At 66.3% G+C, this 26,518-nt stretch carries 23 protein-coding genes; 11 read left to right on the forward strand and 12 right to left on the reverse strand.

The features are described from left to right. Positions 1–98: 98 nt before the first annotated feature. From A9976_RS05430 to A9976_RS05445, 4 genes are all read right to left on the reverse strand, one after another. Entirely contained in the window at positions 99–2,174 is a 2,076-nt protein-coding gene (locus A9976_RS05430) for a hypothetical protein (RefSeq protein WP_012205645.1), read from the reverse strand. A gap of 98 nt (positions 2,175–2,272) precedes the next feature. Next, entirely contained in the window at positions 2,273–2,941 is a 669-nt protein-coding gene (locus A9976_RS05435; RefSeq protein WP_013802385.1) for a hypothetical protein, read from the reverse strand. A 75-nt stretch (positions 2,942–3,016) separates the two neighbouring features. Next, the gene (locus A9976_RS05440; protein WP_183018140.1) at positions 3,017–3,727 is read right to left on the reverse strand and encodes a PspA/IM30 family protein; all 711 of its coding nucleotides are present in this window, start codon (positions 3,725–3,727) and stop codon (positions 3,017–3,019) included. Positions 3,728–3,768: 41 nt separating this feature from the next. Beyond that, entirely contained in the window at positions 3,769–4,257 is a 489-nt protein-coding gene (locus A9976_RS05445; protein ID WP_232245805.1) for a YjfI family protein, read from the reverse strand. A gap of 441 nt (positions 4,258–4,698) precedes the next feature. Between A9976_RS05445 and A9976_RS05450 the strand changes: the two genes are divergently transcribed. The 4 genes from A9976_RS05450 to A9976_RS05465 all read left to right on the forward strand — a co-directional run bounded on the left by A9976_RS05450 (position 4,699) and on the right by A9976_RS05465 (position 9,849). Beyond that, the gene (locus A9976_RS05450; protein ID WP_183018142.1) at positions 4,699–7,332 is read left to right on the forward strand and encodes a GGDEF and EAL domain-containing protein; all 2,634 of its coding nucleotides are present in this window, start codon (positions 4,699–4,701) and stop codon (positions 7,330–7,332) included. A gap of 123 nt (positions 7,333–7,455) precedes the next feature. Beyond that, positions 7,456–8,457 carry a diacylglycerol kinase family protein gene (locus A9976_RS05455; protein WP_183018143.1) on the forward strand — a complete coding sequence of 334 codons (1,002 nt, stop codon included), beginning with the start codon at positions 7,456–7,458 and terminating at the stop codon, positions 8,455–8,457. Positions 8,458–8,480: 23 nt separating this feature from the next. Continuing rightward, positions 8,481–9,296, forward strand: coding sequence for a metallophosphoesterase (locus A9976_RS05460; RefSeq protein WP_183018144.1), 816 nt, complete (start codon positions 8,481–8,483; stop codon positions 9,294–9,296). Between the two features lie 184 nt (positions 9,297–9,480). Beyond that, a complete protein-coding gene (locus tag A9976_RS05465) occupies positions 9,481–9,849 on the forward strand; it encodes a response regulator (protein ID WP_012205652.1) in 369 nt (122 codons plus the stop codon). A 44-nt stretch (positions 9,850–9,893) separates the two neighbouring features. On the opposite strand, the gene A9976_RS05470 is transcribed toward A9976_RS05465, so the two are convergent. From A9976_RS05470 to A9976_RS05485, 4 genes are read right to left on the reverse strand one after another with little or no spacing between them, the layout of a single operon-like run. Continuing rightward, positions 9,894–11,024 (reverse strand): hybrid sensor histidine kinase/response regulator, encoded by a 1,131-nt coding sequence (locus tag A9976_RS05470; RefSeq protein WP_183018145.1) that lies wholly within the window; start codon positions 11,022–11,024, stop codon positions 9,894–9,896. Between the two features lie 48 nt (positions 11,025–11,072). Next, entirely contained in the window at positions 11,073–11,687 is a 615-nt protein-coding gene (locus tag A9976_RS05475; protein ID WP_183018146.1) for a chemotaxis protein CheB, read from the reverse strand. Further along, positions 11,687–12,526: a protein-glutamate O-methyltransferase CheR gene (locus A9976_RS05480; protein ID WP_183018147.1), complete on the reverse strand. Its 840-nt coding sequence runs from the start codon at positions 12,524–12,526 to the stop codon at positions 11,687–11,689. The genes A9976_RS05475 and A9976_RS05480 overlap by 1 nt, the downstream gene beginning before the upstream one ends. A 39-nt stretch (positions 12,527–12,565) precedes the next feature. After that, the gene (locus tag A9976_RS05485) at positions 12,566–16,087 is read right to left on the reverse strand and encodes a response regulator (protein WP_183018148.1); all 3,522 of its coding nucleotides are present in this window, start codon (positions 16,085–16,087) and stop codon (positions 12,566–12,568) included. Here A9976_RS05485 and A9976_RS05490 point away from each other — a divergent pair. From A9976_RS05490 to A9976_RS05500, 3 genes are all read left to right on the forward strand, one after another. After that, on the forward strand, positions 16,086–16,298 hold the full coding sequence (locus A9976_RS05490) for a hypothetical protein (protein WP_183018149.1): 213 nt from the start codon (positions 16,086–16,088) through the stop codon (positions 16,296–16,298). The genes A9976_RS05485 and A9976_RS05490 overlap by 2 nt on opposite strands. Beyond that, positions 16,295–16,684 carry a hypothetical protein gene (locus A9976_RS05495; protein ID WP_183018150.1) on the forward strand — a complete coding sequence of 130 codons (390 nt, stop codon included), beginning with the start codon at positions 16,295–16,297 and terminating at the stop codon, positions 16,682–16,684. The genes A9976_RS05490 and A9976_RS05495 overlap by 4 nt, the downstream gene beginning before the upstream one ends. Before the next feature lie 107 nt (positions 16,685–16,791). Further along, positions 16,792–17,199 (forward strand): hypothetical protein, encoded by a 408-nt coding sequence (locus A9976_RS05500; protein ID WP_183018151.1) that lies wholly within the window; start codon positions 16,792–16,794, stop codon positions 17,197–17,199. An 11-nt stretch (positions 17,200–17,210) separates the two neighbouring features. On the opposite strand, the gene A9976_RS05505 is transcribed toward A9976_RS05500, so the two are convergent. From A9976_RS05505 to A9976_RS05520, 4 genes are all read right to left on the reverse strand, one after another. Further along, positions 17,211–18,968 carry a methyl-accepting chemotaxis protein gene (locus A9976_RS05505; RefSeq protein ID WP_183018152.1) on the reverse strand — a complete coding sequence of 586 codons (1,758 nt, stop codon included), beginning with the start codon at positions 18,966–18,968 and terminating at the stop codon, positions 17,211–17,213. Positions 18,969–19,007: 39 nt separating this feature from the next. After that, positions 19,008–19,841 carry a flagellar filament capping protein FliD gene (fliD, locus tag A9976_RS05510; protein WP_183018153.1) on the reverse strand — a complete coding sequence of 278 codons (834 nt, stop codon included), beginning with the start codon at positions 19,839–19,841 and terminating at the stop codon, positions 19,008–19,010. 223 nt (positions 19,842–20,064) lie between these two features. Further along, complete coding sequence (locus A9976_RS05515; RefSeq protein ID WP_183018154.1) at positions 20,065–20,802, reverse strand: GntR family transcriptional regulator; 738 nt, start codon at positions 20,800–20,802, stop codon at positions 20,065–20,067. Positions 20,803–21,616: 814 nt separating this feature from the next. Next, positions 21,617–22,099, reverse strand: a complete 483-nt coding sequence (locus A9976_RS05520) for a type VI secretion system tube protein Hcp (RefSeq protein WP_013802370.1) — start codon at positions 22,097–22,099, stop codon at positions 21,617–21,619. A 615-nt stretch (positions 22,100–22,714) separates the two neighbouring features. On the opposite strand from A9976_RS05520, the gene A9976_RS05525 reads away from it, so the two are divergent. The 4 genes from A9976_RS05525 to A9976_RS05540 all read left to right on the forward strand — a co-directional run. Further along, positions 22,715–24,784, forward strand: a complete 2,070-nt coding sequence (locus A9976_RS05525) for a serine/threonine-protein kinase (RefSeq protein ID WP_183018155.1) — start codon at positions 22,715–22,717, stop codon at positions 24,782–24,784. A 9-nt stretch (positions 24,785–24,793) separates the two neighbouring features. Beyond that, positions 24,794–25,582, forward strand: coding sequence for a PEGA domain-containing protein (locus A9976_RS05530; protein WP_183018156.1), 789 nt, complete (start codon positions 24,794–24,796; stop codon positions 25,580–25,582). An 8-nt stretch (positions 25,583–25,590) separates the two neighbouring features. Further along, positions 25,591–26,079 carry a TssQ family T6SS-associated lipoprotein gene (locus tag A9976_RS05535; protein WP_232245804.1) on the forward strand — a complete coding sequence of 163 codons (489 nt, stop codon included), beginning with the start codon at positions 25,591–25,593 and terminating at the stop codon, positions 26,077–26,079. A gap of 42 nt (positions 26,080–26,121) precedes the next feature. Further along, on the forward strand, positions 26,122–26,518 hold a 397-nt coding region (locus tag A9976_RS05540), incomplete at its 3' end, for an FHA domain-containing protein (RefSeq protein WP_183018158.1).

Here is a 26,518-nt window from a genome sequence, read left to right on the forward strand (position 1 = left end):
CTGACTGACTGACTGGCAGGCAGGCGGGCGGGCGGAGGAAGGCGGATGCGGGAGGCTGGGCAGCAGCCGGTGGAGGGAGCGGCCGGGCGGTCGGCCGTTCAGTCGACCCTTTGCGTGGGCGGCAGGCCCTTGCCGTCGCCCAGCGCGTTGAGCAGCGATGCGCCGCCCTTGCCGCTGAGGAACTTGCTGATCAGGTCCTGCACGATGGGGCTCTTGCCCGCCACGCCTTCCACGGCCTTGCCCACGGACAGCGCCTTGGCGAAGTTGTCGAAGAAGGCGCCCTCGCCACCCACGATGTCGATGTTGGCCTTGCTGAGTGCGGCCGACAGCACCTCGGACTGGTCCTTGGCCACGCTTTTGTTGGCCTCGATGGCGGCCAGCGCCTGCTCGAAGTTCTTCTCCAGCTGCATGCGGAACTCCTCATGCGAGCGCGCCTGGTCGGACAGCGAGGCCAGCGCGGTGAACTTCTCGGTCAGGCCCTTGGCCTCGGCGAAGAGCTTGTCGCGCAGCACATCGGCCTCGGACATGCCCACGTCGCGGGTGACCGTGGCCTTGGTGGCGCCCACCTGGGCCTCGCCGCGCGCCTGGGCCAGCAGGCGCTCTTCCAGCACCTTGGCATCGGCCAGGCCCTGCTTTTCGTTGGCGTCGGCCGTGGCCTCGATGACGCGCGCCTCGGCCAGGCCCTTTTCCTGATGGCCCTTGGCTTCGGCCATCAGCTTCTCGGCAATCACGCGGGCCTGGGCCAGGCCTTCCTTTTCCAGGGCGGCGGCGGTGACTTCGCGCACCTTGGCATCGGCCAGGCCGGGCGCGGCGCGCTCGACCTCGATGGCCTCGGCCAGCTTCTTCTTGGCTTCGGCGGTCTTGCTGGCCGCTTCCAGCTCGGCCTGGGCCATGGTCGTGACTTCCACGGCCTTGTGGCGCGAGGAAGCCTCTTCGGCCTCGGCCTTCTTGACCTGGCGCACCATGTCTTCCTCGGCCTGGGCCTGGGCGGTCAGCACGGTGACCTGCTTCATGCGCTCGGCCTCGGAGACCACGCGCACTTCCTTGATGCGTTCCTCTTCCTGGGCCACGGACTTTTCCACCACCACGCGCTCGCGCACCACGTTGGCGATGTTGGCCTTCTCGACCTCGATGGCCTTTTCCTTCTCGATGCGCTGCAGCTCCACCTCGCGCTGGCGGGCCACGATCTCCAGCTCCTTGGCGCGCGTGACCTTCTCGACCTCGATCACCACGGCACGCTCACGGTTTTGCTGGGCCACGGCCACTTCGCGCTGGCGGTTTTCCTCGCGGATGTCCAGCTGCTCCTGGGTCTGGATGCGCGCCTGCTCGGCCTTCAGGCGCTCTTCTTCCTGCACCTTCTGGGTTTCGGCCTGCTCGCGCGCCTGGATGGTGGCGATCTCGCGCTTTTGGCGCGCCTCGGCATCGGCCTGCTGGCGCTCCAGCGCCAGCATGGCTTCCTTGGTCTCCACGTTCTTCTTGGTGATGGCCAGGTCCGAGTTGCGCTCGAGCTCGTTGGTGACGATGTTCTGGTTGGCCGTCAGCTCGGTGATCTTGCGGATGCCCTCGGCATCCAGGATGTTGTTGGGGTCCAGCGAGGACTTGGGCGTCTGCTCCAGGTAGTCGATGGCCACGTCCTCCAGCACATAGCCGTTGAGGTCGTTGCCGATGACATGGATGATCTGGTCGCGGAAATCCTGGCGGTTCTCGAACAGCTTGACGAACTCGATCTGCTTGCCCACGGTCTTGAGCGCCTCGGAGAACTTGGCGTTGAACAGCTCGTTGACGGCCGTCTTGTCCGAGGCCCGGTCCACGCCGATGGCCTTGGCCACCTTGAGCACATCCTCGGCCGTTTCATTGACGCGCAGGTAGAAGGCCACGGTGATGTCGGCGCGCATGTTGTCGCGGCAGATCAGGCCCTCCTTGCCGCGCCGGTCGATCTCCAGCGTCAGCAGCGAGATCTGCATGAATTCCTTCTTGTGGATCACCGGCAGCACCAGGCCGCCCGTGAACTTGACCTTGGGCTGCGAGGTGGTGTCGTTGATGATCAGCGCCGTGCCCTGCGGGACCTTGATGTAGAAGGCCTTGACCAGGGCGAACAGCCCGAGGATGACGACGAAGACGGAGCCGATCACCACCCCGGCGACGATGTACCACTCCATATTGCTCATGTTCATGCGAATCTCCCCTGTGAATTGCTATCTGTGAAAACGCTGAAAAAACGGAAAGGCCGCGCCCGCCGAACGGACGCTCGGGCCTTGTGGGAATCCCGGAACTAGCGCGGCAGCTCGGTGCCGTCGAACTCGGCCTTGCTGACCACGCGCCAGGCGTTGTGCTCGGGCAGGTGCTCGATGAGCACGATCTCGGTGCCCCGGCCCAGTGCGCGCTCGGGCGAGCGCATCTGCACGTTCAGGCCCGCGCCGCCGTCCTCCACGCTGCCGTAGCCCTGCGTGCCGTCCACCACGGCGCTGCGTACCAGGCCGGTTCGGCCCAGCAGCACCTTGGGCTCCTCTGCAGGCGCCACCTTGTTGACGATGCCGCGCAGCGGGCGCAGCAGCAGCACCGTGGCGGCAAAGCCCAGCACCATGGCTGCCGCAGCCACCAGGGAGCCGGTCAGCAGGTTCACCAGGGTCCAGCCCTGGGGCATGGGCACGAAATGGCACAGCACATACGAGGCCAGCCAGGACATCAGGAACAGCGCGGTGAGGATGACCGTGAGCGGAATGCCGCCCAGGCCCACCTTGAGCAGCAGCCCGGCCAGCGCGCTGACCGAATGCTCCACGCCGTGCGCATGGTCGCTGCCGTCGAACAGCACCCAGTGGTCCAGCGAGTCCACCTCCAGCAGGCCCAGCATGGCGATCAGCCAGTACAGCAGCATGAACAGCAGCAAGGCGCCAAAGATGAAAGTCGGAAAGCCGAACGCGTATTGCAGGAACGCAGACATGTTTCTCCCCTCCCCCTCAAATCCGGCAGCCGAGGCGGCAGGCCTGGCAGGGCCTGCCCGGACAACGGCCGCGCATCAAGCGTTTTTTCCGCCAGTTGAGGCGCGCTGCGCCTTCAGGCGTTCCAGCACCGATTGCGCATTGCCCGCCTGGGGCGTGATGCCGGCAGCGCGCAGCTTGGCATCCAGCGCGTCTTCGTTGCTGTCGCGCGCCAGCTCGGCCGCGCTTTCCATGCGCGCACCGCGCTCGGCCTGCTTTTGCTTGATGCGCTCCAGAGAATCCAGCGCGCTTTGCACGCGCGTCTGCGAGCCTGCGTAGCGGCCGGCCACCGTGGCCTGGGCGCGCTGCACGCTTTCCGTGGCCTTGACCGTGTCGGCCTGCTGCTTGAGGCGCTTGATATGCGTTTGCGCCGTCTGTATGGCCACGCGCAGCTGCTCCACGCTTTGCGTGTAGGCGTCCAGCTGGGATTGCTCCTCGTCGCGCTGGGTCTCCAGCACGGAGACCTTGCCGGCCACTTCCAGCGCCAGCGCCTCGTCGCTGGTGTCCAGCGCCTTGACGGCATAGCCCTCGTACTCGGCAATGCGTTCCTGGGTCTGCTTGAGCTTGCCGGCCGCCAGCTTTTGCTTGGCCATGATCTCGGCCAGCGCTTCCTTGGACTTGTTCAGGTCGCTGTCGGCATCGCGGATTTCCTGGTCCAGGATGCGCAGGGCCTGGCTGTCGGTCACCGTCTCGCCGGCCTCGTGGGCGGCGCCGCGCAACGCTGTCACCAGCTTGTTCCAGATGGTCATGATGATCTCCTAGGGGCTCAGTGTCTTCAACGGGCGGGGCTTCAGGCCTGCACCGGTGCGGATGCGGATGCGGATGTGGGTGCGGGCACCGGCGTCAGGTAGTGGGCCAGTGCCTCGGTGGCCTGGATGACGCTGTCGGCCAGGGTCAGGATCTCGGCAATGATGTCCCCCACGCTGCTGCTGGAGTGCAGGGCGGCGAACATCACATAGCCCTCGCCGCCATGGGCCTGGGGTTCCAGCGCCATCGTGGTGAAGGGAAACAGTTTTTGCAGGCGCAGCATCTGCTCGTTGAGACCGGCTCGGTCATGCACCTGGTCGGCGGGCCACAGAAAGGCCTCCACCACCAATTGGTCGCCCGAGAGCGCCACATGCACCGGCAGATCGCCGAATTCGGGCAGGCTGACCAGCACACTGGCGTCTGCGCCTTCCAGCACCTCGATATGGAGCCGGCCGCCCTGCACCAGTGCCGATTGCTGCAGATCGCCCGCCAAGGCGTGAATATCCCGATATGCCTGTCTGCTGTTGTCCATGCCGCCCTCCTTGTGGATGAGAACCATTGATTCCGGTTGCAATCCCGGCATGCGCATTTGCTTTTCCAATTGCTGCAATGCCGCGCCGTACTCTGGAAGAATCCAGACCTCCTTTTTCACCAGCCCCTGTTCGCGCAGCCGCTGCCGGTGCAGGCGCTGGTAGTGGGCTGATGTCTTTTGTTCCATGCGGACACCATAGCGGCCATTACATGTGATGTCCACATGTAATGATGATCAATTTGTAAATGGATATGTAAGCCGAGTGTCGCAATGACCGGCTTTGCGCAGGCCGCGACCCAGCCTTTGCGTTCTGGCAAATAACCATCAAGAATTCATTTTTTCTACCGAAAACCATTTATCAACAAATTTTCCTATCAACCACGGGAGCGCCCAGGCGCGGACTGCGGCGGCGGCGGTGCGGGGCTGCGAAGGCACTGCACAATGGCCGCTGCCGCAGGCAGATCCGGCCCTTGGCTGCCCGGCGCACGCTACGGAAACCTCTGCATGCCCGCCTTCAGGCTCTCACTTCGCACGGCAGTCACAGCCCCCTTCATTGCGGTGTTCGTGGTCACGGCCGGGCTATTGGCGGCTTGGCAGCAGCGCCAGGTGGACCAGCTCATCAACCGCGAAAGCCTGCGGCTGCTCGACTCCTTGTCCACCACCACGCGCCACCAATTGGCCGATTACCTGGAGACCCCGCTGCGCGTGCAGCAGGCCCTGGCCGAAACCGTGGCCCGGCAGGCGCTCTACACCCCCGGCGACCTGCGCCCCATCTATGGCTATCTGACACGCTCATTCACCGAGCTGTATGCCCAGCACCACCAGATCAGCCTGTTGAGCTTTGGCGGCGTACAAGGCGAATACACGGGGGTGCGGCTGGAGCCCGATGGCCGCTACCGCCTGATTCTCCAGGACCGCAGCACCCAGGGCGCCCTGCAGATCTTCGAGGGGCTGGAGCCCGGCCCGCCCATGTCCAGCCTTGCCGGCTACGACCCCCGCGTGCGCCCCTGGTACCAGCCTGCCATCCACAAAGACGGCCCGCACTGGTCGCCCATCTACACGGTGACTGGCGACCGCGGCGATACCACGATTTCCGCATCCACTTCCGTGCGGGTGTCCGGCCAGCTGGCCGGCGTGGTGGCCGCCGATGTGCGGCTGAGCAGCATGAACCGCTTTCTGCGCGACGAGCCCTTGCGTGGCAACGGCCATATCGCCGTGGTCGACGCACAGGGCTACATGGTGGCGCACTCGTCCGAGCTGTCGGTGCTGAAACGGCGCGAAGGCCCCTATGACCCGCCCGTGCGATTGCGGCTGTCCGAAAGCCCCGATCTTGCGCTGCGCAGCCTGGCCGCCCTGCTGCCTCCGCATCTGAGCGCGGATCCATCGGCGCCAGCGGCCCCAGAGAACGCCATCAACCTGAGCTTCAAGGAACAGGGGCAGATCTACCACGGCCAGGTCACCGCCTTCCACGATGCACGCGGCATCGACTGGCGGATTCTGGTGCTGCAGCCCGAATCCGATCTGGTCAGCAGCATGCGGGAGGACAGCCGCCAGACCCTTTTTCTGGCTTTCGGCCTGGCCTTGCTCGGGCTGGCGCTGGGCCTGTGGTGCCTGAGCAGGGCGCTGCGCCCCCTGGCAGTGACGGCCGACGCGGCCAACCGCCTGGCCCAGGGCGATTGGAGCGCGGTGAAGGCGCTGCCGGACACGTCCGTGGTTGAAACCTCGTCCCTGGTCTCGGCGTTCCACAACATGGCGCGGCGGCTGCAGGAGTCCTTCGAGCACATGCGCACCCTGCTGCAGTACGACAGCCTGACGCAGTTGCTCACGCGGGCCGGCCTGATCGAACAGGCCGATGCGGCGTCCACCGCCAACACGCCCTGCCCTGCCGCGCTGTGCCTGCTGGAGCTGCAGAATTTCCGCAGTGTCCGAGACGATGTGGGCCACGGCACGGGCGAGCAGCTGCTGCGGGCCGTTGCCGAGCGGCTGCGCAACCACCATCTGCAGTTTCCTGCGCTGCTGGCGCGCACGGCCAGCAACGAGTTCGCCATGCTGTGGCTGCATGACTGCACGCAGCAGCAGATGCAGGACAAATGCCGCCATCTGCTGGAAATCTTCGACCAGCCATTTTCCGTGGGCAAGGACGACATCGTGCTGCGCGCCTGCGCGGGCGCGGTCAGCGGCCATTTGCAGCCAGGCGCGCTGCCCGAGTGGCTGCGCAACGCCAGCATTGCGCTGGGTGAGGCGCAGCGCGGCTCGCACCCCTTCCTGCTGTTCGAGCCCAGCCTGGCGCAAAAGATGCTGGGCCGCACGCAGCTGGCCATGGAGCTTCGCCAGGCGCTGGAGCGCAACGAACTGCGCGTGTTCTACCAGCCCGTGGTGGACCTGGCCACGGGCAGCATGGTCGGCGCCGAGGCCCTGGTGCGCTGGCACAGCCCGACGCGCGGCATGGTGCCGCCCGGCATCTTCATTCCGGTGGCCGAGGAGTCGGACCTGATCCTGAGCGTGGGCGAATGGGTGCTGCGCACGGCGGCGCACGACATCGCCTCCCACCTGCCCCGGCTGCCCGCCGAATTCGAGCTGCACGTCAACATGTCGGCACGCGAGCTCATCCAGTCCGACTTCGCCTGCACGCTGGAGCAGGCACTGGCCACCAGCGGCCTGCCGGCCCGGTTGCTGACCCTGGAGCTGACGGAATCCATGCTGCTGGACGACAGCGACGCCACGCTGCAGCGCATTGCCGCCATCCGCGCACTGGGCGTGAAGATCGCCATTGACGACTTCGGCACCGGCTACTCGTCCCTGGCCTATCTCAGCCGCCTGCGCTTTGACTGCATCAAGATCGACCAGAGCTTTGTGGACCAGTTGCCGACCTCCGAGTCCGACAGGGCCATCGTGACCGCCGTGCTGCGCATCGCCCAGGGTTTCGGCGTCAAGGTGGTCGCCGAAGGCGTGGAAGAACAGGCCCAGGCGCAGCTGCTGCACGAGCTCGGCTGCGAGCATGCGCAGGGCTATCTGTTCGAGCGGCCCGTGCCGCTGGCGCAGATGCTGGACTACCGCGCGCCCTGGCGTGAGTGAGCCGGCACGGCCTGCAGCGCGCAGACTGTCGGCTTTGGCTGACGCGCACCGCTTGCATGATCCGGTGCACCCGCACGTGCCGGCCACGAAACAATCGGCGCCTGTTCCAGCCGCCCGCCTTCCATGACACCCTCTTCTTGCGACAGCCAGCCGCCCAGGCTTGATCCCGCCGGCCCCATCCACCTGATCGTGCCGCTGCGCCCTGGCGCCGATCTGGAGCAGCTGCGCGCCCGCCTGACCGGCGTGCAGGCGCTGCAGCAGCGCAGCGTGCATTGGCATGTGCCGGGCGCAAGGGCCGACATCGTGCAGTTGGCCGCGAGCGCCGTGGACAGCGCCCGCCGGGACGGCGGCCTGGTCGTGGCCGCTGGCGGTGATGGCACCATCAATGCGGTGGCCGCCGCGGCATGGGCGCGCGGCGTGCCCATGGGCGTGGTGCCGCTGGGCACCTTCAACTACTTCGCCCGCGAGCAGGCGTTGTCGCTGGAGCCGGCCCAGGCCGTGCAGGACATTCTCCAGGCGCTGCAGAGCGGCCAGATGCGGGCCGTGAACGTGGGACTGGTCAACGAACGGCTTTTCCTGGTGAACGCCAGCCTGGGCCTGTACCCGCGCCTGCTGGACGAACGCGAGCGCGCGTCCACACGCTTTGGCCGCACGCGGCTGGTGGCCATTGCCGCCTCCATCTGGAGCATTCTTCGCGGTGGCAGCGCGCGCCGCTGGCGCATCGCCCTGCGCTCCGACCGCCAGGCGCCGCTGCAGCAGCAGGAACACCTGGCCAGCACACTGTTCGTGGGCAACAACCCGATGCAGCTGGAGCGCGTGGGCATTGCCGAAGCCCGCGCCGTGGCCGACGGCCAGCACCTGGCCGCCGTGCTGCTGCTGCCGCAGGCCAGCGAAGCCCCGGCGCGCGTGGTCTGGAATGCCGTGTTGGGACGGCTGGCGCAGGACGATGCGGTGGCCAGCCTGGCCTGCACCGAGCTGGTGGCGGAGCCCGCAGGTCGGCGCCCGCGGCGCCTGAAGGTGGCCTTTGATGGCGAGCGCGAATGGATGGCCCCGCCCATTCGTTTTCGCCTGGGCGACAAGCCGCTGTGGCTGGTCGTTCCGGGCGATGCCGGGCCCTCCTCCTGATCATCAAGGGACAAGGAACGCCCATGGCTTTGCTCATGCATATGTCGGACCTGCATTTCGGCGCCCACGATCCGGCCGTGTGCGCCGCCGCGGCAAGACTGGCCGCACGTCTGCCCGTGGCGCTGCTGGTGGTCTCCGGCGACCTGACCCAGCGTGCAACGGCCGCGCAGTTTGCCCAGGCGCGCGAGTTTCTCGAGGCCCTTCCCGTACCGCGCCGCCTGGTTGTGCCGGGCAACCACGATCTGCCGTTGCTTGCCTGGTGGGAGCGGCTGGGCGGCCATGCCCATGATCGCTACGCCCGCTGGATCAGTGCCGAACTGCAGCCCTGGTGCGCAGAGCAGGGCTTTTGCGTGATTGGCGTGGACACCACGCGCTGGTGGCGCCACCAGCGCGGCAGCCTGTCGGCCCGCCAGATCCGGCAGGTGGCCCAAAGGCTGGCGCAGGCCAGCCCCGGCGACTGGCGCATTGTGGTCAGCCACCACCCGCTGGCCGCCGCCCATGCGCAGGACCGCAGCCACCGCCCGCACCGCGCAGCGACGGCCCTGGCGGCCTGGCGCGACGCCGGAGCGCAGTTGGTGCTTTCAGGCCATGGACATGACCCCGGCCTGGTCCAGCCGCTGCCGGGGCTGTGGGCGGCGCAGGCGGGCACTGCGGTATCGCTGCGGCTGCGCGCGCATGCGCCCAACAGCCTTTTCACGCTGCAGCAGCAAGAGGACTTGGCTGGACAGGGCCCGGCCTGGCGCCGCGAGCTCACGCGCTGGGACTATTCACGGCAGGCGGATGAATTCCTGCCCGTGCAAAAGCATGTTCTGGACCCGCCGCAGGCCTGCACCCGCTGAACGCGCGCAAGCCTTGTTCTGGCGTTCTTGGTTGTATTGCACAATCCACAGCCTCGGCTCCACGCAGGCGGCGGCAGAAAAGTTTGCATGCTGTCCTACGCGATGGCCGCTCGGGGGTGTGGATGATCAGCCCTCGTCAATGCTGCCTTTTTGATAGCAGCATGATGCACTGCAACAAAGAGATATGCGAATCCTGTACGTTGAAGACAATGCCGACCTGCGCGAAACCATTGGCCTGCTGATGGAGAGCGAATCACGCTTCGTGACCAGTTGTGCCACCGCCGAGCAGGCCCTGGAACTGGATGCGGCCCAGCCTTTCGACGTGGTGGTTTCCGATGTCAGCCTGCCCGGCCTGTCAGGCACCGACCTGGCGCGGCAGCTGCTGGAGGCCGATGCCCAGCGCTGGATCATCCTGTGCTCCGGCTACGACCTGGGCCCCTACCCCACGGCCTGGGGCCCCCATGTGCGGACCCTGCTCAAGCCCTTCGAGATAGAGGACCTGGAGACGCTGCTGGACTCCATCCAGGAAGCGCTCGGCAACCCCGCCCACTGAAGCGTTCGCGCTCTCGCGCCCCCGGCGCCCCCCGGCTCCCGCCGTCACAGCACGGCCTTGGAGCCTCCCACCGCCGCCTCGCGCGGCAATTCCACCCTGAAGCTGGTCACTCCATCGGCGGAGCGCACATCGATGCGCCCGCCGTGCGAACGCACGATCTGGTGCGCAATGAACAGCCCCAGGCCCAGTCCCTGGTGCTGGCCGGGACGGCGTTCACCACCGCGAAACGGGTTGAACAGCGTGGGCAGCAGGTCCGCGGGAATGGTGCCGCCGTTGCGCACCGTGATGGACACGCGATCGTCCTGGCGGCCATCGGCCGTCACCTGCACCGGCTGCGCGGGATCTCCGTGGTGCATGGCATTGCCCAGCAGGTTGGTCAGCACCTGGCACAGGCGTTCGCCATCCCAGATACCTTCCAGATTGCCCAGCATCTCGCTTTCCAGGCGCCGCTCCGGGAAGCCCGTCTCCACCTCCTGCAGCGTGCGCTGCAGCAGCGTCTGCAGGCTGGCCGGCTGGGGCGACAGCGGCAGGCCTTCTGCCTGGCGGATGCGGGTCACGTCCAGCAGATCCTCGATCATGCGCGACATGCGCTGGCTGCTGCTGAGCATGCGCTCGGCCATGTTGGCCACCTTGCCGGGATCGGGCTGGCGCGCAAGCACGGTGGCCGCCGCCTTGATGGACTGCAGCGGCGTGCGCAGGTCGTGGCTGAGCACGGCCATGAACATCTCGTTGATGCGCAGCGCCTCGGTGCGCTCCTGCAGCTGCTGGGCCAGCGCCTGCTTGCGCTGGTGCAGCTCGAAGAACACGTTGGCCTTGGTGGTCAGCATGTGCGGGTCGATGGGCTTGTACAGAAAGTCCACGGCGCCGCTTTCATAGCCGCGGAATTGCCAGTTGTGCTCGCGCGAGCCGGCCGTCATGAAGATGAGCGGGATGTGGCGCGTGCGTTCGCTGCCGCGTATCAGCTCGGCCAGCTCGAAGCCGTTCATCTCGGGCATCTGCACGTCCAGCAGGGCCAGCGCCACATCGCCATGGTCGAGCAAAAGCTCCAGCGCCTCGGGGCCGGAATGCGCCTTGAGGAACTCGATGCCGTCACGCTGCAGCAGCGCTTCGATGGCGATCAGATTCTCGGCAATGTCATCGACGATCAGGCATTTGACGCGATCTGTTTGGGACATGGATTCTCTCTCGGTATTTTGTCTGGTGGGGGCGCGCTGAATGGACATTCAAAGCCTCCCCCGGCCGTGCAGCGATGCGATGAGGGCGGCAATGCCCTGCGGCGCCAGCACCTGGGCCTGTGGCACGCGGGCCAGGGCCGCCCGCGGCATGGTCTGCATTGCGGCACTGTCTGGCGACTGCACCACCGCCAGGCCGCCGGCCGCGTGCACGCTGGCCATGCCCTGCGCGCCATCCTCGTTGGCGCCGGACAGCAGCACGGCCAGCAGGCGCTCGCCATAGCAGTCGGCGGCCGACTCGAACAGCACATCGATCGAGGGCCGCGAAAAATGCCAGGGTGCATCCAGCGACAGCGCCAGCCTGGGCCCGCTGTCCACCAGCAGGTGGTAGTCGGCCGGCGCAAAGTACAGGCAGCCCGGCTCCAGCCATTGCTGGTCCTGCACTTCGCGCACAGGCAGGGCGCAGCGCGGCCCGAAAAGCTGGCCCAGCAGGCTGCGCCGGTCGCGCGGCAGGTGCAGCACCACCAGCACCGAAGCGCGCAAGCTGGCGGGCAGCGCGGGCAGCACCACGGACAGCGCATCAAGCGCGCCGGCCGAGCCGCCGATCACGATGGCCTCGTAGGCCGTGGCGGCGTCGGAGGCGGGTGTGTTCGTGGTCGCGGGCATCACAGCCCGGCCCTCTTGCGGTAGATGCGGTCTTCGAGCACGAAGTCCTCGAAGGCCTCGGCATGCCCTGAAAAACGCAGCGACTCCTTGGAGCCCAGTCCCAGGAACCCGCGATGGCACAGCGCATCGCGAAACAGCCCCAGCGCCCGGTCCTGCAGCTCGCGCTCGAAATAGATCAGCACATTGCGGCAGGACACCAGGTGCATCTCGGCGAACACGCTGTCCGTGGCCAGGCTGTGGTCGGAAAACACCATGTGCTCGCGCAGCCCCTTGTCGAAGACCACGCGGCCGTAGCGCGCCGTGTAGTAGTGCGACAGCGAGCTGTGCCCGCCCGAGCGCGCATGATTGTCTGTGAATGCCGCCACGCGCCCCATGTCGAACACGCCCTGCTCTGCCGCCTTCAGCGCCTGGGGGTTGATGTCGGTGGCGTAGATCAGGGTGCGGTCCAGCAGGCCCTCTTCATGCAGCAGGATGGCCAGCGAATACACCTCCTCGCCCGCGCTGCAGCCGGCCACCCAGACCTTGAGCGAGGGATAGGTGCGCAGCAGCGGCACGACCTCGGTGCGCAGCGAGCGGAAGTAGGTCGGGTCGCGGAACATGTCGCTGACCTGGACCGTGAGGTATTCGAGCAGGGCCGGGAACACGCTTGTATCGTGCAGCACACGGTCCTGCAGCTGCGACAGCGTCTTGCAGTCGAACTGCACCAGGGCCGACTGCAGGCGCCGCTTGAGCGAGGCCTGGGCGTAGCCCCGGAAGTCGTAGTGATAGCGGTGGTAGATGGCATCGATCAGCAGGCGCTGCTCGATGTCGGCGGTGCGGGCTTTTTTCAGCTGAGGCATCGCGTCCTCCTATTTAGCTGCGGCATCGCGTCCTCCTTGCTACTTGGGCATCCACACCCGCACCAGCGACAGCAGCTTCTCCACGTCCAGCGGCTTGGCGATGTAGTCGTTGGCACCGGCGGCCAGGCATTTCTCCTGGTCGTCCTTCATGGCCTTGGCGGTCAGGGCGATGATGGGCAGGCGGCGCCATTGCGGGCGGTTGCGGATCTCGCGCATGGCGGTGTAGCCGTCCATCTCGGGCATCATGATGTCCATCAGCACCAGGTCGATGCCGGCCTGCGCCGTGCCCCGCGCTTCCAGGGTTTCCAGCGCCTCGCGCCCGTTGCGTGCGATCTCCACGCGGATGCCCGTGGGCTCCAGGATGCTGGACAGCGCGAACACATTGCGCACATCGTCCTCCACCACCAGCACCGTGCGCCCTTCCAGCGCCGACTCGCGACTGCGCGCGACCTGCAGCATCTGGCGGTGCTCGGCCGACAGCTCCGACTCCACCTGGTGCAGGAACAGCGTGACCTCGTCGAGCAGGCGCTCGGGCGAGCGCGCGTCCTTGATGATGATGGACTTGGAAAAGCGCCGCAGCTGCTGCTCTTCGTCGCGCGACAGCGCCCGGCCCGTGTAGACGATGACGGGCGGGAAGGACACATCGTCCTGGTCCGTCATGCGCTGCAGCAGCTCGTAGCCGCTGATGTCGGGCAGGTTCAGGTCCATCACCATGCAGTCGAAGGTGGAGCCGCGCAGATGATCCAGCGCGGCCGCCGCCGTGCCCGCGCAGACGATGTCCACATCGCTGCGGCTGAGCAGGTGGCGCACGCTCTCGCGCTGGCGCTCGTCATCCTCCACCACCAGCACGCGGCGCAGGTCCTGGGTGAACTTGGCCTCCAGCCGCTGCAGGGCGTGGACCAGTTCCTCGCGCTTGACGGGCTTGAGCGCATAGCCGACGGCCCCTCGCCCCATGGCCTCCTGCGAATAGTCGGCCACAGAGACCACGTGCACGGGAATGTGGCGCGTGACCGGGTTGCGCTTGAGCTGGTCCAGCACGCCCAGGCCCGAGAAGTCGGGCAGGTTGATATCGAGCACGATGGCGTTGGGCTGGTTGGCAGCCGCCATGGCCAGTCCATCGGATGCGGTATTGGCCATGTCGCACTCGAAATCCATCTCGCGTGCCAGCTCGGACAGGATGTCGGCAAAGCGCAGGTCATCCTCGATCACGAGGATGCGGCGCCCGCTGTGACCCCTTTTGCGCAGGGCGTCCGTAGCCGGCGACGCGGGCGATGCCATGGAAGGCGACATGGCCGGCACGAACGCGGGCGCGGCAGGAGCGACATTGGCCGTTGCGAGGGCAGGCACGGACGCTGCCGAGGCCACGGGTGCCACCGCCGCGCGCATGTCCTGTGGCTGCGAATGCGAATGCGGATGCGGTGCGGCAGCGGTAGCCTGGCCCGGCTCGGCCGACGCCAGGTTCACTGGCACGGTCAGCGTGAACACGCTGCCCTGCCCAGGCGTGCTGGAGACGGTCAGCGTGCCGCCCAGCAGCCCGGCAAGATCACGCGATATCGACAGGCCCAGGCCCGTGCCGCCGAACTTGCGGTGCGTGCTGCCATCGGCCTGGCGGAAGGCATCGAAGATGAATTGCTGCTGCTGCTCGGCAATGCCGATGCCGGTATCGCGCACCGCGAAAGACAGCATTCCCTGGGGCGCGCAGGACACCTGCAGGCCCACCGAACCCTTGGCCGTGAACTTGAGCGCGTTGGACAGCAGGTTCTTGAGCACCTGGGCCAGCCGCATGGGATCTGTATGCATGGAGGCGGGCACGCCCGGGTCCACCGTCCAGGCCAGCTCCAGGCCCTTTTCGCGGGCGATGGGACGCAGCGGCTCCATCAGCGTCTGCAGCGCCGTGGCAATGGTCACGGGCTCGGCGGTCACGGTGACCTGGCCCGCCTCGATCTTGGACAGGTCCAGGATGTCGTTGATCAGCGCCAGCAGGTCGCTGCCCGCCGCGTGGATGGTCTGCGCGTACTTGATCTGCTCGGCCTGAAGATTGCCCGGCCTGTTGTCGGCCAGCAGCTTGGCCAGGATCAGCGTGGAGTTCAGCGGCGTGCGCAGCTCGTGGCTCATGTTGGCCAGGAACTCGCTCTTGTACTGGCTGGCCAGCTCCAGTTCGCGGGCCTTGTCGGTCAAAGCGCCCTGGGCGCGCAGCAACTGCTCGCGCTGGTACTCCAGCTGCTGGGTCTGCTCTTCCAGGTGGGCATTGGTCTGCTCCAGCTCGCTTTGCTGGTGCTCCATCTGGGTCTGCGACTCCTGCAGGATGCGGCTTTGCTGCTCCAGCTCCTCGTTGCTCACACGCAGCTCTTCCTGCTGGGCCTGCAGCTCCTCCGACTGGCGGCGCGTTTCCTCCAGCAAGGTCTCCAGGCGCGAACGGTCCAGGCCCGAGCGGATGGCCACGGCCAGCATTTCGGACGCCCGCTCCAGCAGGCTGCGCTCGGCTTCGCCCACGGGACGCAGAAAGCCCAGTTCGATCACTGCGAACACTTCGCCGTTCTCCATGGCGGGCGCCACCATCAGCTGCAACGGGCTGGACTGGCCGGTGCCCGAGGAAACCGGCAGATGCTGCGCGGGCACGTCTCTGACATGCAGCAGCCTGCGCGAGACGACCGCCTGGCCCGCCAGGCCCTCGCCGGGCAGCAGCTTGTGCTGCAGGCGCTCGCGCGGCAAGGCATAGCCGCCGAACAGGCGCAGACCGCCGTCGGCGCAGTCCACCACATAGCCGGCGCCCACCTCGGCACGCAGATAGGTGGCCAGGTATTCCAGCGCCTTCTGGCCCAGGTCTTCCAGCCGGCGGTCGCCCTGCAACTGCTGGCCCAGGCCGGAGAGACCGGACGTCACCCACGACTGGCGCGCCTTGACGCGGTACTCGCGCACCGTCAGCGCAGCCGATGCCAGGATCAGGCCCAGCAAGATGAAGGAGCCGCCCCAGGAGTAGTAGGTCGAGGTGGTGGATGCCTCCACCCACAGCTGGCGGCGCTGCTCCAGCTCCCGGGTCTGGCGGGTGTAGAGGTCGTCGATCAGCTCGCGCAGCCGGTCCATGGCGTTCTTGCCCACATCCAGGCGCACCAGGGCCATGGCGGCGTCCAGATCGCCGGTCTTGCGCAGGTCTATGGTCTCCTGCAGCTCGCGCAGCTTCTGTGCAGATATCTCCTCGATCTGCGCCAGCAGCCGGTGCTGGACGGAGTCGCTGGAAGTGCGCGCCTTGAGCGCCTCCAGCTGCTGCTGCAGCACATCGCGTGCCTGCTGGTAGGGCTGCAGATAGGCTTGGTCGCCCGTGAGCAGAAAACCCCGCTGCCCCGTCTCCGCGTCCTTGAGCGAGGCATTGAGCTGGCTGAGCTGGCGCATGGCCAGCGTCGTGCGGTCCATGGCCGCCACGGCCTGGCCCCGCGTCTCCGACGCCCTGAAGTTGACGAAGGCAATGACCAGGGTGGCCAGTGCCGCCGCGCCAAAGCCGGCAACAAGTGTCCATGGAATGGCAAAGCGCTGGGTGCTCTGATTACGGGAGGATCGTGGCATGCAGTGGAGTTTCTGGCAGGAATGGACGGGGAAATCCGCCAAGGACTGTAAACGTTTTGCGCAGCCTTCGGCCGCACTGCGGCGCCGCTTGCGCTGGTTTCAGCGGCGCGCGACGCCCGCAGGCGCCATTGCAGCCGTTAACATGGCCCGGTATTTTTCTTCCGACATCCCGCTGCGGGCGTCGGCCCACTTTCCAGGACCCATTGCATGAAAACCTTTGCCATCACCATCGCATCGCTGGCCGCTGCCGCTTCGCTGGTGTCGACCAGCGCCAGTGCTGCGGCGTCGATCTTCCTCAACGACACCATCGCCGCGCGCATTCCCGCCAAGGACCTGCCCGATGCCAAGGCCACCGTGGCCAAGGTGCTCAACGAGGCAGCCGATGGTTCCGTGACCGAATGGACCAGTGGCCCGAACCGTGCCAACCAGCGCGTGACGATGGCCTTGCAGCCGCAGCAGACCGTGCAGACAGGGACGGCTGGAAGCTGCCGCCTGCTGTCGGCCGATGTGCGCCTGAAAAAGACCTCGGAAAACTGGCGTTTCTGGTTCTGCAAGCAGTCCGACGGCTCGTGGAAGGCCAGCGGCAGCCAGCCCTGAGCAAGGACTGCAGTGGCAGGCCGCCGGAAATCCGGCATGGACCTACGCCACCAGCCCTGGGCGCGTGGCAGCATGTCGGCCGGAAGATAGACCACCGGAGAACAATCATGCCCCATGAATTTGTGCAGGCCACGACACTCGCCAGACGGCTGGCCCTGGGCGTCGCCGCAAGCTCTTTGCTGGCGCTGGCCGCCTGCTCGGGCGAGACCTCGTCAACGCGCGCGGGATTTCCCATGGCGGAAGTGCCTCGCTTCAACCAGCCCCCGCCGGACAAGCCCCTGCTGGGCCAGCCCGTGATCGTGGCCGAACAGGTCATGCCCCCTGCCAAGGGCGATCCGCACGAGCCTTTGCCGGCTGCCGTGCCCCTGCCCGCCAAGGCCTCTGAACCTGCAAGCGGGTCGGGTGCCACCAACAAGGAAGATGCCGGCGGCGTGAACCCGGCCGCCGGCCAGGCCGCCGCCATCACCGACGGCCAGGGTGAGGGCTCCAAGTACCAGCTGGGCGCCCCCAAGTAGGCTGGCCGGACTCAGAACGAGGTCCAGTCCCCATCGTCATTGCCAGTGGCGGGCACGGACTGCCGCGCGGCCGGCAGCTTGGCGGCTGCAGGCTTGACGGCGGGTGCGCCCGGGGACGGAGCAGCCGCAGGCGCGGCCAGCGGCTTGGCCGGAGCACGCACCTGCGCTGGCGCAGGCTGTGCACGTGGTGCGGCGGGGGCCGGGGCCACAGCCAGACGAGCGGACGCCACGCCCTCGATACGGAATACGCTCACTGCAGCCGCCAGCTGGTGCACCTGGGCTTTGAGCGAGCCGGTCGCAGCGGCCGCCTCCTCGACCAGCGCGGCGTTCTGCTGGGTCACCGTGTCCATCTGCGAAATCGCCTGGTGCACCTGGTTGATGCCGCTGCTCTGCTCCTGGCTGGCGGCGGTGATCTCGGCCACCAGGTCGCTGACCTGCTGCACGCTTTGCACGATGCCGTCCATGGTGCGGCCGGCCTCGGCCACCTGGCGCGTGCCCGCATCCACCTTGGAGACCGAGTCGGCAATCAGGTCCTTGATATCCTTGGCCGCCGAGGCACTGCGCTGGGCCAGCGCGCGCACCTCGCCCGCAACCACGGCAAAGCCGCGGCCCTGCTCGCCGGCACGCGCCGCTTCCACGGCGGCGTTCAGCGCCAGGATGTTGGTCTGGAAGGCAATGGAGTCGATCACGCCGATGATGTCGGCGATCTTGCGGCTGGACTCGCTGATGCCGCCCATGGTGTCCACCACGCCTGCCACCACCTTGCCGCCCTGCACGGCAGTCTGCGAAGCCGAAGCGGCCAGCTGATTGGCCTGGCGCGCGTTCTCGGCGTTCTGCTTGACCGTGCTGGTCAGCTCTTCCATGGCGGCGGCAGTCTGCTCCAGCGAGCTGGCCTGCTGCTCGGTGCGCGAGGACAGGTCCTGGTTGCCCGCGTCGATCTCGCCCGAAGCCGTGGCAATGCTGTCGGCCCCCGAGCGCACCTGCCCCACGACCTGGGCCAGGTTGTCATTCATCTGGCGCAGCGCCTGCAGCAACTGGCCGGTTTCATCGCGCGAATCGACGGTGATGCGGCTGGTCAGGTCGTTGTTGGCCACGGTGCGTGCCACGCGCAGGGCTTCGGCCAGCGGCCTGGTGATGCCGCGCGTGATCCACCAGGCGGCCAGCGCGCCCAGCACAAAGGCCAGCGAGACCACCGTGATGATGGCTGTACGGCTGGCCGAAAAACGCACCAGCACATCGGCGGCGGAGCTGTCGATGGCGGCGCGCTGCATGTCCAGCAGGCGCTGCACCATGTCGATATAGCGCTGCGTGGCGGGCTGGTATTCCTGGGTGAACAGGCGCTCGGCGTCTTCGGCGCGGCCCTCGGCCTTGGCCTTGGTCACCACGTCGCGGCCAGCCAGGTAGCCGGCGCGAGCTTTCTTGATCTCGACCCAGATGTCCTTTTCCTCCTGGGTCTGCAGCAGCGGCTCGATGCGGTCCTGCAGCTTGCCCGACTGGCGCGAGGACTCGGCCGCGTCTTCCGCAAAGAAGGTGGCCAGCGAGGGATCGCTGCTCTTGGCAATGGCCGTGGTCCGGCGCGAGCCGGAGTGGATGTTGCGGAACCAGTCGCTGATCATCCGCTCCTTGGCCAGGGCCACCTCGGTGATCTCCGTGGTCGAGCGGGCCATGTGCCCCATGCTGACGATGCTGGTGACGCTGATCAGCAGCATGATCAGCAAAAGAACGGTGAAACCGCCTCCGAGACGAAGGCCTATGCGCAAATTTTTCATGATGGAGAAACAGGATGCTGGACGGGAACGCGACGAAAGCTAGTTCTTGAGGTAGGCGTCCAGCACCATGCGATTCCAGTTGGCCGAGCCGACCAGGGAATCGCCGAGCTTCTCGGCCGTCGCCACCACGGCGCTTTGCTGCTGCTGCAGCGCCTTGACCCGGTCGCCCAGGCTGGCCATGGACGAGCTGAGGCGGCTGCCCGTGGACAGTGCATCGTTGGCGCTGTTTTCCACCGCCTTGCCAATGCCGGCCAGGGCCGAGGTCACGCCTGCGGCATCGGCGGCCATGGACTTTTCCAGGGCCTTGGCGTCCAGCGCCAGCGTCCCGTCCTGGCGCTGGACGATGCCGATCCTGGCCAGGCTGGGCGAAGTCGCGCTGCCCGTGACACTCATGATGGCCGAACGCAGCTCGCGCAGCGCGCGGCTGGCCCCCACGTCGGTGGTGGACCCTGCTGCCGCGCTGGCACTGCCCTTGGCCACGCTGGCGTTGTAGCGCGCCACCAGCTTTTCCAGCGCACCTTGAACCGACTGGGTGGTGCTGGTCGCCGTCAGGGCCGCCACATCCTTGCCCGCCGTGGCCAGATCCACCAGGGACGACTTGAACTGTCCCAACGCCGACAGCGAGGTCGAGCCCGCCTGGGCCTGGGCCGCAATGCGTTCGTGCGCCTTGGACAGCGACGGCGCCAGCTTGCGGACTTTCTCCGCCTCGGTGGTCTCCGTCTTGGTGCTCTCCGTCTTCGTGGCGCTGGTCTCTGCAGCGTTCTTCTTGCTGGCCGAGTCCGAAGGCGTCTGAGCCGTGCTGCTGCTGTTGAGTCTGGACTGGGCTCGGGCCAGCAGGCTTTGCACGTTCAGATTGTCGGTTCTGATGCTCATGTTCTCTTCCCTGTAAGTTTGCGGATGGTGCGGGCGCAGGGCCCGTCCACGGTTTGGCAGGAAGACTACCGGGACGCCGCCGCAGCGATACGGGGAAAAGCAGGCCCCTTGCCCACGACTTGCAGGCTTTGCTGCGCTGGAACGAATGTCCGCCGCCTTCCCGCAGCGGCCCGGCCATGAAAAAGGGCCTCCGAAGAGGCCCTCCACCAACACATTGCGGGCCTCAGGCCATCTGCGTCAGGGCGCCATAGCGCTCGCGCGCCGTTTGCAGCATGTAGAACGTGATGCGCTTGACCTCGGCCCGGCTGTCGGCAATGTGCTGCCTCAGGCAGGACTGGGCCCGCGCCGCATCGCCAGCCTCGATGGCCGCGAGGATGGCGGCATGGTCGTCATAGGTAGCCGAGACCCGCGGCAGCTTGATGACATCCAGGCGCCGGATGATGCGGATGCGCTCGGTGATGTCCAGGTGGATGCGCGCCATCTCCTGGTTGCCGGTTGCAGCCACCAGGCCGGTATGGAAGGCCTCGTCCAGCGAGGCCACCACGGCGGGGTCGGTCTCGCGCTGCTCCTCGGGCACGCACCAGACTTCGCGCAGCGGCTGCAATGACTTCAGCGACTCGCCCACCAGGCTGGCCACGGCGCTGGTCTCCATCAGGGTTCGCACCTCATAGAGATCCTCGAAGTACTTGAAGTCGAAGGCCTTGATCTGCCACCCGCTCTTGAAGTGCACATCCACATAGCCATCGCGCTGCAACCAGAACAGCGCCTGACGCACGGGCGTGCGGCTGACCTGCATGCGCGTGGCGATCTCGCCCTCGCTGAAGCGGTCGCCCGGCAGCAGGCGGAAATCGAAGATGTCGTTCTTCAGGCAGGCGTAGATCTGCGCAGCCAGCGAATGCGCGCTGCTTGCAGGCCCCTGGCGCGTCTCGCTCGCCGGCGAGGAAACAACCGCGATGCTCATGCGACTGCCGCGCCCGCTGGGGAACACCGGCCCTGCCGCTGGCGGCTGCCAAGGCCCGCCAGGACCGTGCTCGAGACCCTGAAGAAGGGCAAGACCATGCCCTCGGCGCGGGACTCGCGCACGGCCGGAGACAGGGTATACGCTGAGTGCAGCAGCAATCTCTTTGCCTGATTTGCAATCAGGCAATGGGCAATGGTCCATTCACGCATTTAGTACTCTTTCTTGTACACAAGTTGGCAGTGGAATTTATTAAAGAAACGAATTGCGTTTTAATAATTGGACCAACAAAAATATTCTCGACAACGGCCGATCTTCGTGTATGCTCCGCCACTCGCCGCCGTACGGACCGCACGCACCACAACGGTTCGCAGGCCCCGGCACCAGGCATTCATAGTGCTTGGATCAAAAAAGACAGGAACCCATACACGGTAATCCTGCGCATATTCACGCCAATCCTTTTTTCCAGGAATTCCTGCACACTCACAGTGCAGCGAGCACGTCCATACCCCATGCCTGCGGCCATGGGTTTCTGTGTTTGTCAAATATTGCAAGATATCCTGACATTCAGCTTCTGACAGGAATGGAAGGCTGTCCCACGTCAAGGAACTGACATGCGAATCTGCTAGCGGTGCTCTTGCCGGCACAGCCACAAAGCACGTCCTCTCTGATAATCCATTCACAGCCAGATTCCAGCCCTCCATACTGAAAAGCCTCCATCGATAGATGGAGGCCATATTCCCGCGCGCCCACGGCGATCCGCGCGCCAGATGCATCCGACGCGCGTCGCCGCAGCAGCAAGCCTGCGGAAGAAGACTCAGGCTTCGCGGTTTTCCTTGATGTTGAAGCCCATCTGGCTCTCGGCGCCCTTGCCGCCCTGGTTGGTCTGTTCCCAGTACTGGGTCTTGACCTTGGCAGCCTGGAACGAGTAGTTCACGGTCACGGTGTCAGAGGAGTTGGCGCCGCTGACGGTCACGTTCGTCACCATGACATCGGTCAGGGTGATCTTGGTGAACTCGATCTGCGAGCCGCCGGCCTTGCACAGCGAGATGTCGACCTGGCCCAGGTGCTTGCCCGTGGCGCAGTGCTTGAGCACGGCGGGGTAGCACTTGTCCACCTTGGCGATGACGTTCAGGTCATGAAAGCTCACCTTGCCGGCGCCGGCACCACCGCCGCTGGACATGGTGTTGGGCTGGGTCGCGCCCCAGGTGAAGGAGTCGATGTCGGTCCAGCCCTTGTGGTTGGAATCCTGGGATTCGCCACTGGCGCCCTCGACCTTCATGAACATATCAACGGACATTGCACACCTCTCGAACTAATGGATTAAACGTTCGCATGCAACCCAATAGCCTGATTGCATCGGATAGTTCACATGCGAACAAAGGGGAAACCACTCTCGGGTAGAGCGCACGAAACCGATTCACTTAACACGTGATTCAGATCAGTGCGGCGCATACCCTGTATGGTCAAGGAATGTATTGACGATCGCCTGCAATCCTCACTGTCGTGAACCGCCCTCCTTTGTTGGAGCCGCGATGATAGTGGATAAGGCCAGAAAAATACAAACAATTGAGCAGACTGAATTGTTACGGCGGATACATCTGAAAAAAAATGTATCCACCTCATATCCATTCGATTCGTGTCATGGCTTTTTGCGGAACTCAAGCTACACTCACGCCGCATTCGGAGTCCGATTGAAATACGATCTTGTATTCATGACGAATCCATGACGCTCGTCTTTGGCCCCCGGCTTCAGACAATAGGCTGATTGAGGAAAACCAACGGGTTGCAGAGACGCATTGCCGGCGTGATGCCGGCTTTCTCCTTGCCCAATGGCCTCGAACAGGTTCGGCACCCTGGCTGCGCTACAGACATCGCCCGCCAGGGTGGGAAACAACATCTTGGGTGGGATTGCATGGATAGCGAAGCAGCATGTTCGACCAACTGCCTTCCGGCAGGTGTCCAGATTGGCGAATACCGCGTGCTCGATGTCATCGGCGAAGGCGGTTTCGGCATCGTCTACAAGGCCCGTGACCTCTCGCTGGACCGCGAGGTCGCGATCAAGGAGTACATGCCTTCGGCCCTGGCCGGACGGCAAAGCTCCCATCAGGTGCACGTGCGCTCGCAGCACCGTGGCGCGTTCGACGCCGGGCTGCGCAGCTTCATCAACGAGGCCCGCCTGCTGGCGCGTTTCTCGCACCCCACCCTGGTGCATGTCTACCGCTTCTTCGAAGCCGGTGGCACGGCCTACATGGTGATGCGCCACTACGAGGGCCAGACGCTGGGCCGCGTGCTGCAGGCATCGTCGGGCCGCATCGACCAGGCCCAGCTCAGCACCCTGCTGGCCCCGTTGCTCGATGTGCTCGAGGTCCTGCATGCCGAGGACTGCTTCCACCGCGATATCGCGCCGGACAACATCTTCGTGCAGCGCGATGGCAGCCCCGTGCTGCTGGATTTCGGCGCCGCGCGCCGCATCATCGGCGACATGACCCAGGCGCTGACCATGGTGCTCAAGCCCGGTTTCGCACCCATCGAGCAGTACGTGGACGACGGCGCGATGCCCCAGGGCGCGTGGACGGACATCTACCAGGTCGGCGCCCTCATTCACCAGGCCGCCACGGGCCGCACCCCGGCCACCTCGGTGGCTCGCATGGTCACGGACCCCATGCAGCCGCTGACCTCCGAGCAGGTTCCCGGCTACTCCGACGCTTTCCTGCAGGGCATGCAAAAAGCCCTGGCCGTGCGTCCGCAGGACCGGCCCCAGTCGATTGCCGAGCTGCGCAGCCTGCTGGGCCTGTCTGCCGGAAACCGGGTGGCGCCTGCGCCTGTGGAGCCCAGCCCCATCTACATCCCGATCACGACGCCTGCGTCCGTTCAGGCCGCCATGGCCAGCGGGTCGGCATCCGCGCAGGCACCCCGGTTCCTGCCGATCACGGAAACCTACGTTCCCGCCCCCACCCCGCAGGTTGCGCCCGTGGCGACGGTCATGCCGGTGGCACCCGCTACGCCTGTGGCGCCTGTGGCGACGGTTCCACCCGTGGCCCCGGCATCACCGGCCCCCGGCACACCTGCTGCCATGGCGACGCCTCAGATGGCACTCCCATCTGCGCCTCAGGCATCCGCAGCCGACCCGATGGGCCTGGGCAACGGGCCGTTCATCGACATCGACCAGGCACTGCCAGGCATGCCGGCGCCTCAGGCTACGGTTCAGGCTACGGCTTCAGCACCTGCACCCGTTCCCGAGCAGCCCGCCGCAGCGTCGGCCGCTCAAGGCAAGCCTCCGGCTGTCCGGCCTCCAGCTGCGGGGGCCCAGGCTGCGCCCAAGGCCAGGCGCAGCAGCATTGCCGTACCGTTGGCCATCGGCGCCCTGGTGCTGGCTGCCATCGCGGGTGGCGGCATGCTGTGGTACGACCATTCCCAGGACCAGGCACGCGCCAAGACCCTGGCAGCACGCGACAGCCTGGCCTGGCAGCAGGCGCAAAGCCAGTCCAGCCTGGCACGCCTGCAGGACTACCTGGACAGCTTCCCCGAAGGGCAGCACCGCACCGAGGCCCAGGCGCTGCTCAAGCAATTGCTCAACGAGGCCTCGCTGGCCTCCACGGAGCAGGTGCAGCCCATGACCTCGCCTGAACAGCAGGCCGCGTTGCCCGAGATTGCACCTTCGCAGCCCGAGCAGAGCACGCCCGTCGCCCCCGTCACGGTGGCCACCGGGTCCGAGCCGTTGCCCACCGAGCCGCCCAAAACCGAAGCCCGCCCCGTCAAGCCCGCGGCGGCCACGGGCAAGGTGGTGTTCAGGGTCGTGCCCTGGGGCTATGTCTCCGTGAACCGCGCCCCGGCACGCACCAGCCCGCCGCTGACCCAGATGGAGCTTCCAGAGGGCGAGTACCGCATCGACATCAGCAACCCGGGTGCCGCCTCTACGGTGACGAAGACCATCACGGTCACCAAGGGCGAGTCGGTGACCGTGAACCATCTTTTCGAATGAGCGCGGCCCATGGCTCGACTGATGAACCACCGCTGGCGATGGATGCTGTGCACTGCAGTGCTCGGCCTGCCCTGCCTGGCGCATTCCCAGGCGGCATGCGAAGAGGCAGCGCCCGCCCAAACCGGCTCGGCAGGACGACCGCAGCTGGCGCAGGGTATTGCGCTGTTCGAGGCGCGCGACCTGGCCCAGGCCGAGCGTGCGCTGCAGGCTGCGCTGTTTGCCGGGCTGGCCGATCCCATGGAGCGGGCCTCCGCCCACAAGTACCTGGCCTACACCTATTGCACGCACAAGGAATGGGCGCGCTGCGAGGCGGCCTTCGACTCCGCGTTCTCCGCACACCCCGGCTTTGCACTGCAGGCCTACGAAACCACGGGCACGCCATGGAGAGATGCCTACGGCCGCGCCCAGGACCGCTGGATCCAGCGCTGCCCTTCCGCACAGCGGCTGCGCACGGCGCCGGCGACCCCCACGGCCGGTGGCTTTGCATTGAACAGCCGCGTGATCACCTCGATCACCGCACTGACACCCGGCCTTGCTCCAGCGCGCTCCACCGCGCTGGCCGCACGGTCTGAAACGCCGCGGACAGATCACAACCTGCGCCTGAGGGTCAGCCCCTGGGCGAATGTCTTGATCAACGGCAAGCCGTCCGGCGTCACCCCTCCCGTCGTGCTGCTCAAGCTGGCGCCAGGCTCCCATACGGTGGAGTTGCGCAATCCCGGCTTCGAGAGCTATCGGCAGGTGATTCGCATCACCGACGGCCAGTCGGTGACCCTTTCCCATGACTTTGATGCCCGCTGACCATGTCCATGACCCTGACTATCCCTCACTCCATCCAGCGCCTGACCCTTGCCCTGGCCGTTGCCTTCGGCCTGGCCGCCTGTGAAACCGCTCCCAAGCCCGTGGAGCCCGAGCCGGCCCCGGCCGTGGTCCAGCCTCCGGAGCCCGTCAAGCCCGTGGACCCCGTGGTGATCAAGGAGCAGGAGCTGGTCGAAGCCATCCAGCTCTACGTGGACGGCCGCTATGAGGACGCCATCACGGCGCTGACGCCCCTGTCCACCGCGCAGGAACTGCCCATGAGCAGCCAGGTCAAGGCGCTGAAGTACATCGCCTTCAGCCACTGCGTGGAAGGCCGCCGCAAGCCCTGCCGCCAGCACTTCGACATGGCCCTGGCCCTGGACCCCACCTTCCAGCTGACCGAGGCCGAAAAGGGCCATCCCACCTGGGGCCGGGAGTTCAACAACGCCCGCGCCGCGCTGCGCAACAAGCGCCCTGCGCCCGCGCGCAAAGCCTCCTGAGGCCTCACTACGCTTCCTGAAAACTGCCTAGCCTAAGACTCCATGGACAAAATCGAACTCAGGGTCGTGGACCACGATGGCGTGCCGGTCGATCGCCACTGGCATGCCGTATTCGGCATGGCCGGCGGCACGATCGGACGCAGTGGCCAGAACAAGCTCATCATCTCGGACCCGGACGCTTCCGTCGCGCGCGTGCACGCCATGGTCAGGCTGGATTCCGAGGGAGCCTTTGTTGCGAACCTGAGCGAGCGCGATCCCATCTGGGTGGCAGAGCAGCCCGTGCGTTCGGGCCAGGAAGTGGCCCTGCCCCTGGGCGCGCGCATCCGCATCGGCGCCTACACCCTGGCCGCCGTGGCGCCGGGCACACCTTTCGAGGCACGGCCTTCGGCTGCAATGCAAAGCGCGCAAAACGCGCAAGCCGCGCAAGCAATGCAGGCAG

Origin of the sequence: Delftia sp. UME58 (assembly GCF_014170385.1) — a bacterium.
Lineage (GTDB): Bacteria > Pseudomonadota > Gammaproteobacteria > Burkholderiales > Burkholderiaceae_C > Comamonas > Comamonas acidovorans.